A 14,003-nucleotide genomic window follows, 5' to 3' on the forward strand; every position below is an offset into this window, starting at 1 on the left:
TACGTTAGTCGCTCATCGACAACAGCGCAAGAGGTGCCTGGTGGACAACACCCAGCAGCCGTCGGACCAGCAGCCGTCGGCGCGTGGCCTGCCACGGCTGACCCTGCTGCGCGAGATCACCGACGGCACGGTGCTCGACGAGGTGTTCCGCCGGGGCAGGGTCACCCGGGCCGAGCTCGCCACCAGCACCGGCATCTCGAAGCCGACGATCTCCGAGTCGGTCCGTCGGCTGCAGGAGGCCGGATTGCTGCGCGAGTCCGGCACCCGGACCGGCCGACGCGGACGGGTGGCGAGCTTCTACGAACTCGATCTGCGGGCCGGTTGGGTGCTGGCGCTCGAGGTGAGCCAGGCCGGTCTGCACAGCAGCGCCGCCGACCTGGCCGGACGGGAGTTCGACAGCCGCTGGGAGCCGCCGGTGCGTAGCGGTGACACCGACGCCCTCATCCAGTCCCTCCGCCGCACCGCCCGGCAGGTGCTGGAGACGGGCCGTCGGTTGCACGGCGAGCTGCGCGCCGTCAGCCTGTCGGTCGCCAACCCGGTCGACCCGACGTCCCGCGAGATCATCGCACTGCCGAACTCCCCCTTCCCCGAGGGCCTGGTCCGACCGCACCAGATCCTGGCCGACCTGCTCGAGGCGCCGTTGCTGATCGACAACGACGTCAACTTCGCTGCCCTGGCCGAGCGCCGTTCCGGGGCGGCCCGGGAGGCCAGCAGCTTCGCCTACCTGCACGTAGGCGCCGGTCTAGGGATGGCCTACTTCCTCCAGGACCAGTTGCTGCGGGGCGCACACGGGCTGGCTGGCGAGATCGGCTACCTGCCGATCCGCTCGGTCGACGGCCGGAGGGCGAGCCTGGCCGTCACCCTGGCTCGGCAGGGGTTCGGGCGTCCGGACGCGCCGTCCATCGACGTCGTGCGGGTGACGGACATGATCGAGGCCGCGGTCGCCGGGGAAATGCCGGCGAGGACGGCGCTGGCCCTGTTCGCCGACACCCTGGCCCAGGCCATTGCCGCGATCTGCGCCGTGAACGACCCCGAGCTCGTCATTCTCGACGGGCCGATCGGGAACCATCCAGCGCTGCAGCAGCGGGTGCGCGACAGCCTCACCGAGATCACCACCCTGCCGGTACGCGTCGAGGGTGGTCAGGTCGACCGTGCCGCTCTCCGGGGCGCAGTGCACCTCGCCGTCGACACCGGCCGGTCAGCGTTGCTGACCGGCTGAGTGAGCCCTCTCCGCGGTTGCGGGTCTCTGCTCGATCTCCGTGTTGACCTGTTCGCGGGCCGCTCGGTAGAAGTCGGGATCCAGCGGGAAGTGCGAATAGCTGAGGGTGCCGTCCGGATCGATGATCTCCAGCGCGCGCTCCCGACCGGCCCGCTCACGCAGCAGCTGGAGGGCGCGGTGGTCCGCCATCGCCTGGGCTGCCACCCGGTGCCGGATCGACTCCCAGGGTGTCCGGTCAGGTCCCGGGTAGACGATGAAGGCGTCGCCGGCTGGGAAGGCGCCACCGGCGCAGGTGTCGACGAACGGGTCGATCCGACGGGTCGAGCGAGCTGAGTTGTAGAAGTTGAAACCCCAGTGCAGGAAACCGCCGGCCTCATGCGCGAACAGCTGATGTCCCAGCACCCGAAGCCGGGCGGACGGCAACCCGATGAAGCGGTTGGCGACGTCGCGGTCCTGGCCTACGCAGAAGTACACCCACAGGTTGGGCACCCCGGCGTCCAGGAAGGGCTGGACCGCGTCGGTGGCAACGACCGGGTTGCTGACCAGGCCCGAGCGGTAGAACTCGAAGTCGCTGAGGGCGTCGATCACCGTGCAGTCGACCAGCAGGTCGGCGACCACGGTCCGGGCGGCACGGTAGGAATCGGCATGCTCGGCACCGTGCGGCTCGTCCGAGAGATGGAAGAGCACCCGGTCGAGGCCCCAGCGCTCGGCCAGGAACGCCTTCAGCCGGGGAAGCAGCTGGACCAGGAACTCGCGGTAGCGCGGGTCGGTGGCCGGCACCTCCCAACCGAACAGCTGCGTGAGCTTCCCGTCCTGGACGCCGTCGATGGCCGGGGTGGCCCGGGCGCCCCACTGGGTGAACAGGTGCGGCATCTCCAGGTAGCTGATGCCGTGCCGGCGGCAGACCTCCAGCCACCGGTCCAGCTTCTTGAAGTCGAAGTCGTAGTCACCGCCGTCGACGGTGATGTCGACCAGCTGCACCGGTGTACGGCGGGCGCCGACGGCGGTGTCGACCGGCGGGGTCCAGACCGGCGTCAGCAGTGAGTTGATGTCCATCCGGGCGGCGCTGCCGACGAAGGCGTCGATGGTGGACCAGTGCCGTTCACTGAAGACCTCGTCACCGTAGTGATCGGCCAGCCCGTCGGCATGGAACCAGTGGGTGTTGACGAGGTCCAGCTCCGGCAGTGTCTCGCCGATGACCCGCAGCCGCACGACGTCCTCGTACAGCGTCTCGCCGGTGCCGGGCACGCTGGCCCGGACCCGCAGCTCGAGGTCGCCGGCGTCCTCGGCACTCGGAACGCAGACATCGAACCAGGCGCTGCGCCAGTGTCCGACGATCGGTTCCACCCGTCCGTCCGGCGCCGGCCGCAGCAGGTCCGGATAGAGCCCCGGCGCGTCCCTCAGGTAGCCGTCGTCATGGCCGGGGAAGGCCACCAGGGTGCAGGGCACCAGGTCGACGCTGGAGATGCTGACGAACCTGGCGGCCGGTCCGTCGATGCTCAGCTGCACCGCGTCAGCCGGCACCCGGGCCGAGTCCGGCGGCCGGAAGGCGACCTGGAAGGAGAACACCTCGCCAAGGAACACCGAGGCAGCGATCCTGGCGTTCAGCGGGCGAGGGGTGGAGTCGGCAAAGACCTTCTCCAGCGAGTCGACTGTGACGAACTGCCATCCGTTGGTGATGATGTGCTCCAGAGCGTAGTGACCGGGTCCTGGGCAGAACCCTAGTGGCCCTCCGGAGCGCCGGACGGCCGGGACGGCAGGTGAGGGCCCACCCCGGTTAGAGAAAACGGCCATTCCTCCACTAGTTTCATAGGATGAGCCATCCTCATCCCGACCTCGGCGCCCCTCCCAAGCTGGACCGCAAAGCTCTGCGGATCACCCCGCTCGGCGGGCTGGGTGAGATCGGCCGCAACATGACCGTCTTCGAGCACCGGAACAAGCTGCTGATCGTCGACTGCGGCGTGCTCTTCCCGGAGGAGCACCAGCCCGGCGTGGACGTGATCCTGCCTGACTTCAGCTCGATCCACGACCGGTTGGCCGACGTCGAGGCGATCGTCCTGACGCACGGTCACGAGGACCACATCGGCGGGGTGCCCTACCTGCTCAAGGAACGCCCGGACATCCCGCTGATCGGGTCCAGGCTGACGCTCGCCTTCGTGGAGGCCAAGCTCAAGGAGCATCGGATCAAGCCGAAGACGATCGAGGTGGCCGAGGGTCACCGGCGTTCCCTCGGTCCGTTCGACTGCGAGTTCGTTGCGGTCAACCACTCCATCCCCGACAGCCTCGCCGTCGCCATCCGGACGTCGGCCGGACTGGTGTTGCACACCGGCGACTTCAAGATGGACCAGTTCCCGCTGGACGGCCGGATCACCGACCTCCGCGCCTTCGCCCGGCTGGGAGAGGAGGGCGTGGACCTGTTCCTCACCGACTCCACCAATGCCGAGGTGCCGGGCTTCACCACCTCCGAGAGCGAGCTGTCACCGGCCATCGAGGCCGTCTTCCGCACCGCCCCCCGGCGGGTGATCGTGTCCAGCTTCGCCAGCCACGTACACCGCATCCAGCAGGTGCTGGACGCCGCCCACACCCACGGCCGCAAGGTCGCGTTCGTGGGCCGGTCGATGGTGCGCAATATGGGTATCGCGCGCGATCTCGGCTACCTGAAGATCCCCAAGGGCCTGGTCGTCGACCTCAAGGTGCTGGAGAAGCTCCCCGACGAGAAGGTGACGCTGATCTGCACCGGTTCGCAGGGTGAGCCGATGGCGGCGCTGTCGCGGATGGCGAACCGGGACCACATGATCCGGATCGGCGAGGGTGACACGGTGCTGCTGGCCAGCTCGTTGATCCCGGGCAATGAGAACGCCATCTACCGGGTGATCAACAGCCTGACCCGGTGGGGCGCGAACGTCGTGCACAAGGCCAACGCCAAGGTGCACGTCTCCGGTCACGCCAGCGCCGGCGAGCTGGTGTACTGCTACAACGTCGTCCGACCGCGAGGCGTGATGCCGGTTCACGGCGAATGGCGGCACCTCAAGGCGAACGGCGATCTCGCCGTCCGCACCGGCGTCGCACGTGACCGGGTGGTGATCGCCGACGATGGTGTGGTGGTCGACCTGGTGGACGGCCGCGCCTCCATCACCGGAAAGGTCCGGGCGGGCTACGTCTATGTGGACGGAATGACTGTCGGCGGTGCCACCGACGCCTCCTTGAAGGACCGGCGGACGCTGGCCGAGGAAGGGGTCATCACGGTCGTCGCGATCGTGGACGCCGATACCGGCATGCTGGCCGAGGCGCCGGACTTCCTGGCCCGCGGCTTCGTGCACGATGACGACGCCTTCGACAGTGCGGCACCGCTGATCGAGAAGGCTCTGGCCAGGGCCGCCGAGGAGAGCATCGGGGACGCCCAGCAGCTGGAGCGGTTGATCAGCCGCACGCTGAGCCAGTGGTTCTTCAAGAAGTACCGGCGTAACCCGATGATCATCCCGGTGGTAATCGACGCCTGAGCTAGCCGAGTTTTCCCCAGCAGTAAAGGGGACCAACGACTCTATTTGTGCCCAATCTTCCCGGAATACCATGAGGTCACATCAACTCGACCCCCGGGAGTTTGATCATGCCCTCCTCGCGCACCGCCACCAAGACGCCCTCTCCTGGTCGGCGGCCCCTCGATCCGCGCACCTGCCGTGCCCTGCTGGCCAGCCAGCGGGAGGGCCGGCTCGGCTACACGTCCGGCCGGGGGCATCGCGCCGTGCCTGTGCACTACAAGACCGAGGACGGCTACATCTTCCTACGGACCGCTGACTACAACGAGATCGCCCAGTACGCCCCCGGCGCCAAGGTCTCCTTCGACCTCACCCATCGGGCCGACGAGGCCCACGAGGGCTGGGAGATCCACGTCGTCGGTGTCGCCGAGCCGCTCGAGGAGGAGCCGGAGGTCGACGACGAGGAGCCCGAGGCGTGGCCGGCGGGCGTCCGGGCGCTCGCCCTCCGGATCCCTGTCACCGAGATCACCGGGGTCGAGATCGCGGCCCACTGAGCACACTCGTGGCCCCTCCCTATGTGTCTCTGTGCGCGAGACAAACCGTCTCGCTGACTGAGAATCGCCCTAGGGTCGGCGGCATGGACGCAACGAGGACCGAGCTGTTGGAGTGGGATGCCGGGAGCTATGACGACCTGCCGCTGCCACACCTTCGCTGGGGTCGCGATGTCGTCGAGCGGCTGGAGCTCGTTGGCAGCGAGACGGTCCTGGACCTTGGCTGCGGCACCGGTCGCGACGCCCAGCACCTGCTGGAGCAGTTGCCGTCCGGGCGGGTGGTCGCCGTCGACGGCTCCGTGCAGATGCTCGACCAGCTGCGCTCCAGGCTGACGGGGCATCGGGACCGGCTCACCGTGCTGCACGCCGACCTGAGGCGCCCGCTACAGCTCCGGCCCCCTCTCCAGCTCGGACTGTCGCTGGATGCGGCCATCAGCGTGGCGACACTGCACTGGCTGCCCGACCATGCGGTCGTCTTCGGCTCGGTGGCCGCCGTGTTGCGGCCGGGCGGGCGGTTCGTCGCCGAATGCGGTGGCCAGGGCAATATCGCCGCCGTCCGGCGCGCGCTGCGCGCAGTCACCGGCGAGGACGGTGCCGGGGTCTGGAACTTCGCCGGCGTGGCCGAGACGAGGGTCGCCCTGGAGGCTGCTGGACTTGTGGACCCGCAGGTGGCTCTGGTTTCGGATCCGGCCCGGCTTGAGCGCGGCGACCAGCTCGAGGCCTATCTGGCAACGGTCGTCCTGGGCGCCCAGCTGCGCGCCCTGGAACCGGAGCGCCGTCCGGAGCTGGTGCGCGAGGTCGCCGCAGCCCTGCCGGAGCCGACCATCGACTACGTCCGGCTCCAGATCAGCGCAACCCGCGGTTAGCCGGCCGCCTCAGCGGCTGGGCCCGACATCGTAGGCGGGCCGGTCTCGGGTGGGGTTGGGCACTGAACCGGGATCCGTGGACAACGAGAGCACCATGGCGATCTCCTGCTCACCGAACTCCTCGTTCACCACCCGGGTCGGTCGCCGCTTGCCGGACGGCCGGAACCCGAAGTTGACGGCGAACGCGATTGCCCGACCGTTCTCGGAACCCACCCAGTAGTAGAGCTGGCTGTAGCCGCTGTTCCTGGCGGCCCGGGCCGCTGCCCGCACCAGCTGCCATGACACCCCGGTATTGCGCCCCTCGGGAGTGACGTAGAGCCCGAAGAGGTCTCCGATCCGGTCCTCTTCGCTGTGCACGCCCAGACTCACGATCCCCTGAGGCCGGCCGTCGCGCATGGCCAGGAACCGAACCGATCGGTTCATCCGGTCCCGCCAGAACTGCTCATCCTTCCGGGCCTCGTCGGCATAGCTCGCGACGAAGGAGTTGGGGGACTCCTGCAAGGCGGCCAGGCGGACCTCGCGGTAGTCCTGCCAGTCGTCCTCATGCAGAGTGCGCACAGTGATCTCGCTCATTCCTCATGCTCGCATGAGAGGAACACCTCACACAACGTCCCACGACGGGCGCCGACCCGGAGCGACGCCGGTCAGCCCGCAGGCCGAGATCGGAGGCGCAGCCGGAGCGCACCGGTGCGCTGGAGCAGTGGCTGTGTCGCCGTCAGCGTCAGCCGGGTCAACCCGGACGTCCAGACCGACGCGAGCTTCGGATCGGCCAGCGGGACCGGCTCCTCGGCACAGGTGACGAGCTCCTGGTCGTAGCCGATCTCCAGTTCCCGGCCGGGCCCGGGAAGGCGCAGCCGGACCAGCCCGGGGGCCGAGGAGACCTCGGCCGGCGTGATCAGATGCCAGACCAGTGAGGCCGGGCCGGTGGCCAGGTCCCAGCTGTCGGTGACCTCGAGTCCGGCGTCGGTACTTTCCCGGGCCAGCACCAGCTGCCGCCGCCAGGACCTGGCGCCGGCCCCAGCCGGATAGGCGGCGGCCAGCTCGATCGAGCAGCGCACCTGGTCGCGACCGATTTCGACCGCCATCGCGTCCGCCCGGAACTCCGGACCAGCCTGCTGGGGCTGCCCGTTGATCTCCGGGACGTTGTGGAAGCCGCTCTGCATGGTGAAGATCTCATACCGGTCAGGCCCGAAGGTCTGCCTGGTGTAGGTGCCCGCGCCCATGTCGATGATCATCGGCCGACCGTCCACGGCGACGACGAAGTTGCCGATGTCGTTGTGGTTGTGCGACTCGTCGTTGTGACCTCCCTTCACCGCGAGGTAGATGCCCTCCGGTGAGCCGGGAAGCTGCCGGGCCACCAGCACCTGGGTGTCCGGGAACCACAGCTCACCCAGGTAGGGGAAGGTGTCGGCCTGGTCGTCCCTGGGTCGCAGCAGGCAGCCGACCACCCGGCCGATGGACGAGAGCTGACGTACCAGGGGTTCCGTGCGGGCCAGTTGACGTTCGATGGCCAATGCCTGTCGGACGACTACCGGCTGGTCGGTGTGCCGGCCCAGCCGGTAGAGCGGCTCGGCCATGGTCCGATCGGTCAGTCGCGCCGAACCGTCGGCGAAGCTGACCAGCCACTGGTCGTCAATGTGCATGGCCGGGAGGTAACGCGCCAGGGCGGCCACCTTCGGATGGCCGAAACCGTCGACGGCACCGCGGGTCGCGTCGTAGAGGAGGGAGAGGCAGTCCCCCAGCGACCCACCGGCCCGACCCCAGTAGGTGGCGCCCTCATCGCAGCCGCCGTCGGCCGGGCAGGAGTCGAGGAAGCGGTCCAGACCCTCCAGGGCGCGGCCGATCACCTGGCGTCGCTGCTGGGGGTCGATCTCGGTGAGCAGGGCCACGGCCAGCACGCCCGAGTGGATCCAGGGGTTCCAGTTGTTGGTGAACTCCACCAGCCAGCGCCAGTCACGATGCTGCAGGAACGGCTCGAGCACCCTCGTCCGCAGCTCGTCCGCCACCCGGGGCCGGATGGTCTGCGACAGGTCGTCCAGTCGGTCGCCGATCAGGTAGTCCACCCAGGCCAGCAGGCCGCCCGTCTCGGCGCAGAACAGGTCCAGGTCCAGGTCGTCGGGTCTGGCCAGGGCGCTGCCCCGCTGCTGGGCCCTGGTGGCATGCGCCGGGATCGCCCAGGTGGTCTCCTCGCAGATGAGCATCAGCCCGTCGACGGCATCCCGCAGCCAGGCCTCCTCGCCGGTGAGGACGGCGGCCAGTGTGGAGGCGACCAACCGGGTCCGCCGACCGAAGTAGAGCTGCTCGTAGTGGCTCCGGTCTCCATCCAGCGCGTAGCGGGCGAAGTCGCTGGCCAGCAGCTGCGGCCAGGGGTGCTGGAGCAGGGCTCGGGCGGTGCTGATGACGTCCAGCCGATGCGCTTCGGCCACCCCGCGCCAGCGACTGTCGCCGATTCGGGGATAGGGCAGTGGGATCCGACGTTCCGAGAGTTGGGCGCTGCCGTCGACCGTGTCGACCAGGTCGGCCAGGCGTGCGAGCGGCAGGCTGGAGGCTGCGCCCGGCAGGCCGGAGGCTGCACCAGAGAGGCTGGAGGCTGGGCCAGGCAGGGGCGGAGACGTCGTCATGGCTCTGGAGGTCCGTTCTGTTGCCGGTGACGGAATGCGCTATCCCACGACGCTACCGCACCTGGGCGACTACTCCGGCAGCTGGGCGTTGTTGCCGCCGGCCGCCTGATAGACCAGGGCAGCAGCCACGTCGCGCAACCGGACGTTGGTGTGCTGCGACATCGAGGTCAGATGGTCGAAGGCCTCCTCGGCCCCGCAGCCGAGCTGAGCCATGATGATCCCCTTGGCCTGCTCGATGGTGGCCCGTGACGTCAGCGCCTCACGCAGCTGGCTCACCTCGTTCACCAACTCGGTGAAGGCCTTCGCGCTGTGCACGGCGGCGCCGTCGGTGGTCCAGAACGACAGCACGCGCGCCAGGTCCGTGCGCAGACAGGTCACGTCCTCCACCTTGTGCGCGATCGCCACCAGGGCGCCGTCGGGGTCGAGGATCGGCGTGCAGACCCAGTTCCAGTACCTCTCCTCGAACTGGCCGGAGCGGCTGCAGATGTCATAGCGCTGGACCGGCATGCTGGCGGCTTCCTGGGTGCTGACCACGCGCTGCAGCGAGGCGTTGAGGGCGGTGACGCCGTCAGCACCGGGATCGTCCGGGTTCTCCGGGAAGGCCTCGAAGATGTGCCGACCCAGGATCCGCTCCGGCTCGGCCATCGCCACGTCCAGATAGGCCCGGTTGGCGTCCCGGATCGTCAGTTGGAGGTCCAGCACAACCGTCGGTGCCGGGACTGCTCGGAACACCTGGGCATAGTCGATGATCAGCCCCTGAGACATGACGCCCCCTTGCCATTACTGATCGGCTTCGGGCTGCGTTTCTGAACCCGGGTGCAGGACTGCGGAGCCAATAGTAGGCCACGCCGCGACTCACCAGCCCCCGCCGCCGCCGCCGCCGACCCCGCCTCCGGCGCCGGCACCCCCGGAGAAGCCGGAGCCACCGCCGGAGGCGACCGTCGCGCTGACCATGGCGGCGGTGGCCGTCTCCGAGAAGGCGTTCAGGGAGTCGGCGAAGGAGCCGCCCACGGCAGCGGTGAAGAAGCCGGCCTGGGTGCCCACGTACCACCCCGGCTCGGGCACCTGGCGGCCCTGCGCCGCCAGGTCCGCAAAGACCTTGGCCCAGCGTTCGGCGACGTCGAAGGCGATCGCGAACGGCAGGTAGCGCGAGAAGATGTCCTCACCCTCCTCGAACCTAATCTGGTCCGCCTCGGCGGTCTCCAGATACAGCTTGAAGCCGAGCGACTGGGCCAGCACCGCAGTGCCCTCAGCGGTCCGCGCCGGCATCCGATGGGCGACGATGAGGGTGACCACACCGACCAGGGCGACGCCGACGCCGACCAGGCCCCAGCCGACGGTCAAGGCCAGCAGCACCGCGAGCAGGGCTCCGAGCACGACGATGCCCGCCCCGATCCCGTACCAGCTCGCCCGGACGTTGAACGGGTTGGCGCGGAACCAGCCGCGGCTGGTCACCTCCTGGTAGAGCCACCGCTGGGTCTTGCCGAGCGTGCCGACGAACGACTTGCCGAGGTCGCTCAACAGGGTCTCGTCGTGGGCGGAGAACAGCCCGTCGAGGATGGTGCGCTCGTAGGCTCTGAGGTCCCCCGCCCCGCCGCTCAGCCGGACCAGTCGCCAGTCCGGCTTGCCCTTCCTCCGGGACCCGGGTTCGGAGCCGACCTCCTCGATCCGGAGGTGACCACGCACTGCGAGGTCGACGATGGTCGCGGTCACGTCGCGTGGGTCGGCGACCTCGTCGGTGAGCGTCCCCATCTCGCCCGGGCCGACCCCCTCGGGGGGCCGGAACTGGACGGCGACCGGGGTGTGCGAGCCGCGTCGTCCCACTGCTGCCGCCTGCTCGGTCCTCGGCGTCAGGCCGGGGGTGAGCCCCAGATACGCCTCGTCGCGCCCCTTCCGTTGCGACCGACGCACCACGGCCACGCTGCCGACCAGAGCGAGGAGCGCGGCCAGGCCACCGGTGAGCGGGGTCAGGCCGAAGGTGTTCTGCAGGTTGTACCGCTTGACCAGCTTGGGCTCTGCACCGACGAAGGTGCCGCCCGGCCAGCCTGCGACCAGGGTCAGGGCCGAGCCTGGCTCGACGACCTGCTGGCTGTAGGTGACCCCGTCGGCGGTGACCTGGTGCTTGTCACACTCCCGTGAGCTGCCGGGCTCGCCGACGAAGCAGGTGGCGTCGGCGACCTCGGCCGGGCCGGTGAGGTTGACGCTGATGTTGTGCAGCGGGATCTCCCACTGCTGGCCGATGATGTTCCAGAAGATCTCGTCCTGCCCCCGGGCACCGACCTTGGGGTTGACCACGCCGGAGATCCGGTAGGACAGCTGGTAGTTCTGGATCCCGGTCACCTCGGTGTTCTCGTCGCCGATCTTGATCGCCAAGGCGCCGTTCTTGGTCTCGGTGGCGACCGCGTCCGGAGCGCCCGAGGGGCTGTCGGCGCTGATGTCGGTGATGCCGAAGCTGCGGTAGTGGTCGGGGTCGCCGGCGATCTCCTGGCGCAGCGGCAGGGTGACGTACGGTCCGTGGCCAGGCTGGTCGGCGAAGTCGAAGTCGAAGTCGAGCCTGACCGTGATGACGCCGTTCCTGGCCGCGGTCGCCTCCACCTCATAGCGGGTGATGCTCCAGTTCCCTTGGTCCGCCTGCGCGGTCCCAGGGAGCAGGATGAAGGCGGCCAGCCCCAGCCAGACCGCAATGACGATGCGCTTCATGTCCGGTGGTCCCCCTCGCTGAGACCTCCAGACTACGGGATCTGCGCCTCGCCGACCCTTACCCGGCGGCTCGTTCGGCCTCGATGTGTTCCAGCGACTTTCCGACCGTGTGCGGCATGAAGAAGAACCCCACCACGCCACTGATCAACAGGAACAACGCCAGCAGACCACCGACCACGCTGAAGCCCTGAGTGGCCAGTACCGGCACGAAGAAGCTCCAGATGCCGAGGAACATCCGCGCCACCCCGAAGGTGTAGCCCTGGGCGGTCCCCCGCAGCATGGTGGGGAACAGCTCCTGGCTGAAGATCTTGTAGACGGCCTCCCCCGCCAGCGCTGCACCGATGGCGAACAGCACCACGTTCAGGATGATCACCGGCACTGTGAACGGCAGCACGATGAACATCCCGTAGGCCACGATCTGCATGACCGAGCCGACCCCCCAGAACACTTTGCGCAGCCCGTGGGTCTTGTCGTAGTGCGGCATGAAGATCACCACTGTGGCGATGATGCCGATGGCGAATCCCGCGCAGGCCAGCCCGACACTGACCGCCTGGCTGCCGCCGCCGAGGGTCTTGACCATGTAGGGGGTGAAGATGCCCGACGTGCCGGCGGCCAGGTTCCAGAACACGTAGATCGTGGCGGTCCACAGCAGCGCCTTCAGGTTCGCCCCACGGAACAGGTCGCTGACCCGGTGCCCGGTCTCCTTGACCGCGGCCGACGCCGACTTCCAGCGGACCGACTCCGACATCCCGCGGCGGAGCCCCCAGGTGACCAGCGCGACCAGGCACAGATGCAGGAAGACGATTCGGATACCCAGCAGGCCGAGCGGCGCCAGCACCAGAGCCAGCAGCAGCACGATCACCGGGCCGAAGTTCCAGGCGACCTGGCTGAAGCCGAGCAGCTTGCCGCGGGCCTTGGCCGGCGACAGCTCCCCGACCAGGGCCAACGAGGTGGGTACGTCGGCGCCGACGGTCACACCGACGATGAAGGTGCCGACGAACAGCATCACGGGGTTCACCGAGAAGGCGATCAGCAGGATGCCGACGGCGTAGAGCAGCAGGTCCCACTGGTAGATCTTCTTGCGGCCCAGCTTGTCGCCCAGCCGCCCGCCGATGAAGGCCCCGAGCGCGCAGCCGAGGGCGTTGGGGCCGATTGCGGCCAGCGCGCCGACCGCGCCGCTGCCGAGCCCGAACTCCGCCTTGAACAGCGCCAGTCCGGCGCCGAGGGCGACGATCGAACCGGCGTCGAGATAGGACGCCATCCCAGCCAGGATCGTCCATTTCCACTGTTGCCGGGTGACCTTGCCGCCGTCAGGGTCGTGGTCCACTTCCACGTCGGTTGTTGTGGTGTCCGCCATGGGTGCGCTCCTCCTGTGTTGAAAAGTCGGGCGAGATCGACGTCGGGACAGCACGTGTCTGGATGCTGTCTCAACTACCGCGGGTACCCACTGTGACGACACTGAAACCGCTTCCCTGGCGCCGCTGGGCCTTCTCGTAGGGGCCGCGGTCCGCTTAACTGGAAGCCAGACCTGCCTCAGACACGGGTCAACTGGAGCGACATGCGCGCATGGTGGGTGGAGAGGCCAGGACCGATCGCCGGCGGTCCGCTGCGCAGTGGATCACGGCCGGACCCGGTACCCGGACCGGGCGAGGTGCTGCTGAGGGTGCGCGTCTGCGGCGTCTGCCGGACCGACCTGCACCTGGCGGAGGGCGACCTCGCGCCACGGCGAGCAGGCGTCGTCCCGGGACACGAGATCGTCGGCGAGGTGGTCGAGCTCGGTCCCGGCTGCCGCCGGCTGAAGGTCGGTGACCGGATCGGGGTCGCCTGGCTGCGGCACACCTGCGGCCGGTGCCGGTTCTGCCGACGCGGAGACGAGAACCTCTGCCTCGACCCGCTGTTCACCGGTTGGGACGCCGACGGCGGCTACGCCGAACTGGCCACCGTGGCCGAGGACTTCAGCTACCCGATCCCGGAGATCTTCACCGACGAGCAGGCCGCGCCGCTCCTCTGTGCCGGCATCATCGGCTTCCGTTCGCTGCGGCGCACCTCCCTGCGCCGGGGCGGGCGGCTGGGCATCTACGGCTTCGGCGGCTCGGCCCATCTCGCCGCCCAGGTCGCGCTGCACGAGGGCGCCGAGGTGTACGTGATGACCCGCTCTGCTGCGGCCCGCCGGCTGGCCGCCGACCTGGGGGCTACCTTCGTCGGCGACGCCGACCAGGAGCCGCCGGCCAAGCTGGACGCAGCCATCCTGTTCGCCCCGGTGGGCACCCTGGTGCCGCCGGCGCTTCGGGCGCTGGACCGCGGCGGGGTGCTGGCCGTCGCCGGCATCCACCTCTCGGACATCCCGCCCCTGCATTACGCCACCGACCTCTTCGAGGAGCGTCAGCTGCGTAGCGTCACCGCCAACACCCGTCGGGACGGGGAGGAGTTCCTCCGGATCGCCACCGAGATACCGATCCGGCCGACCACGGTTGGCTACCCGTTGGAGTCGGCGGACCGGGCGCTGCTCGACCTGGCCGAGGACCGGGTCACCGGTGCCGCCGTCCTCCAGGTCGGCTCCTGAACCGGAC

General features: G+C 69.2%; 11 protein-coding genes. 5 read left to right on the forward strand and 6 right to left on the reverse strand.

Going from position 1 to position 14,003, the window contains the following annotated elements; translation table 11 throughout:
• Positions 1-40 precede the first annotated feature (40 nt).
• Entirely contained in the window at positions 41-1,219 is a 1,179-nt protein-coding gene (locus tag JOE57_RS08755) for an ROK family protein (protein WP_204917330.1), read from the forward strand.
• Here JOE57_RS08755 and JOE57_RS08760 read toward each other — a convergent pair.
• Positions 1,199-3,013: a DUF4091 domain-containing protein gene (locus JOE57_RS08760; RefSeq protein ID WP_204917331.1), complete on the reverse strand. Its 1,815-nt coding sequence runs from the start codon at positions 3,011-3,013 to the stop codon at positions 1,199-1,201. The genes JOE57_RS08755 and JOE57_RS08760 overlap by 21 nt on opposite strands.
• A 20-nt stretch (positions 3,014-3,033) precedes the next feature.
• Between JOE57_RS08760 and JOE57_RS08765 the strand changes: the two genes are divergently transcribed.
• From JOE57_RS08765 to JOE57_RS08775, 3 genes are all read left to right on the forward strand, one after another.
• Entirely contained in the window at positions 3,034-4,719 is a 1,686-nt protein-coding gene (locus tag JOE57_RS08765) for a ribonuclease J (RefSeq protein WP_204917332.1), read from the forward strand.
• A gap of 107 nt (positions 4,720-4,826) precedes the next feature.
• Positions 4,827-5,249, forward strand: coding sequence for a pyridoxamine 5'-phosphate oxidase family protein (locus tag JOE57_RS08770; protein ID WP_204917333.1), 423 nt, complete (start codon positions 4,827-4,829; stop codon positions 5,247-5,249).
• An 83-nt stretch (positions 5,250-5,332) separates the two neighbouring features.
• The gene (locus tag JOE57_RS08775; RefSeq protein ID WP_204917334.1) at positions 5,333-6,112 is read left to right on the forward strand and encodes a class I SAM-dependent methyltransferase; all 780 of its coding nucleotides are present in this window, start codon (positions 5,333-5,335) and stop codon (positions 6,110-6,112) included.
• Between the two features lie 9 nt (positions 6,113-6,121).
• On the opposite strand, the gene JOE57_RS08780 is transcribed toward JOE57_RS08775, so the two are convergent.
• The 5 genes from JOE57_RS08780 to JOE57_RS08800 all read right to left on the reverse strand — a co-directional run bounded on the left by JOE57_RS08780 (position 6,122) and on the right by JOE57_RS08800 (position 12,790).
• Entirely contained in the window at positions 6,122-6,685 is a 564-nt protein-coding gene (locus tag JOE57_RS08780; RefSeq protein WP_204917335.1) for a GNAT family N-acetyltransferase, read from the reverse strand.
• A gap of 71 nt (positions 6,686-6,756) precedes the next feature.
• Entirely contained in the window at positions 6,757-8,733 is a 1,977-nt protein-coding gene (locus tag JOE57_RS08785; RefSeq protein WP_204917336.1) for a heparinase II/III domain-containing protein, read from the reverse strand.
• 69 nt (positions 8,734-8,802) lie between these two features.
• Positions 8,803-9,498, reverse strand: a complete 696-nt coding sequence (locus tag JOE57_RS08790) for an ANTAR domain-containing protein (RefSeq protein WP_204917337.1) — start codon at positions 9,496-9,498, stop codon at positions 8,803-8,805.
• 90 nt (positions 9,499-9,588) lie between these two features.
• Positions 9,589-11,433, reverse strand: coding sequence for a DUF2207 domain-containing protein (locus JOE57_RS08795; RefSeq protein WP_204917338.1), 1,845 nt, complete (start codon positions 11,431-11,433; stop codon positions 9,589-9,591).
• A 58-nt stretch (positions 11,434-11,491) separates the two neighbouring features.
• Positions 11,492-12,790 (reverse strand): MFS transporter, encoded by a 1,299-nt coding sequence (locus tag JOE57_RS08800; protein ID WP_204917339.1) that lies wholly within the window; start codon positions 12,788-12,790, stop codon positions 11,492-11,494.
• 201 nt (positions 12,791-12,991) lie between these two features.
• Between JOE57_RS08800 and JOE57_RS08805 the strand changes: the two genes are divergently transcribed.
• Positions 12,992-13,996, forward strand: a complete 1,005-nt coding sequence (locus JOE57_RS08805) for a zinc-dependent alcohol dehydrogenase family protein (protein ID WP_204917340.1) — start codon at positions 12,992-12,994, stop codon at positions 13,994-13,996.
• Positions 13,997-14,003: the final 7 nt, after the last annotated feature.

This window comes from Microlunatus panaciterrae (genome assembly GCF_016907535.1).
GTDB classification, from domain to species: Bacteria; Actinomycetota; Actinomycetes; order Propionibacteriales; family Propionibacteriaceae; genus Microlunatus; species Microlunatus panaciterrae.

Coding starts and splice junctions, on each gene's coding strand:
- JOE57_RS08760 (WP_204917331.1), bottom strand. CDS start 3,013: ATGGCCGTTTTCTCTAACCGGGGTGGGCCCTCACCTGCCGTCCCGGCC.
- JOE57_RS08765 (WP_204917332.1), top strand. CDS start 3,034: ATGAGCCATCCTCATCCCGACCTCGGCGCCCCTCCCAAGCTGGACCGC.
- JOE57_RS08770 (WP_204917333.1), top strand. CDS start 4,827: ATGCCCTCCTCGCGCACCGCCACCAAGACGCCCTCTCCTGGTCGGCGG.
- JOE57_RS08775 (WP_204917334.1), top strand. CDS start 5,333: ATGGACGCAACGAGGACCGAGCTGTTGGAGTGGGATGCCGGGAGCTAT.
- JOE57_RS08780 (WP_204917335.1), bottom strand. CDS start 6,685: ATGAGCGAGATCACTGTGCGCACTCTGCATGAGGACGACTGGCAGGAC.
- JOE57_RS08785 (WP_204917336.1), bottom strand. CDS start 8,733: ATGACGACGTCTCCGCCCCTGCCTGGCCCAGCCTCCAGCCTCTCTGGT.
- JOE57_RS08790 (WP_204917337.1), bottom strand. CDS start 9,498: ATGTCTCAGGGGCTGATCATCGACTATGCCCAGGTGTTCCGAGCAGTC.
- JOE57_RS08795 (WP_204917338.1), bottom strand. CDS start 11,433: ATGAAGCGCATCGTCATTGCGGTCTGGCTGGGGCTGGCCGCCTTCATC.
- JOE57_RS08800 (WP_204917339.1), bottom strand. CDS start 12,790: ATGGCGGACACCACAACAACCGACGTGGAAGTGGACCACGACCCTGAC.
- JOE57_RS08805 (WP_204917340.1), top strand. CDS start 12,992: ATGCGCGCATGGTGGGTGGAGAGGCCAGGACCGATCGCCGGCGGTCCG.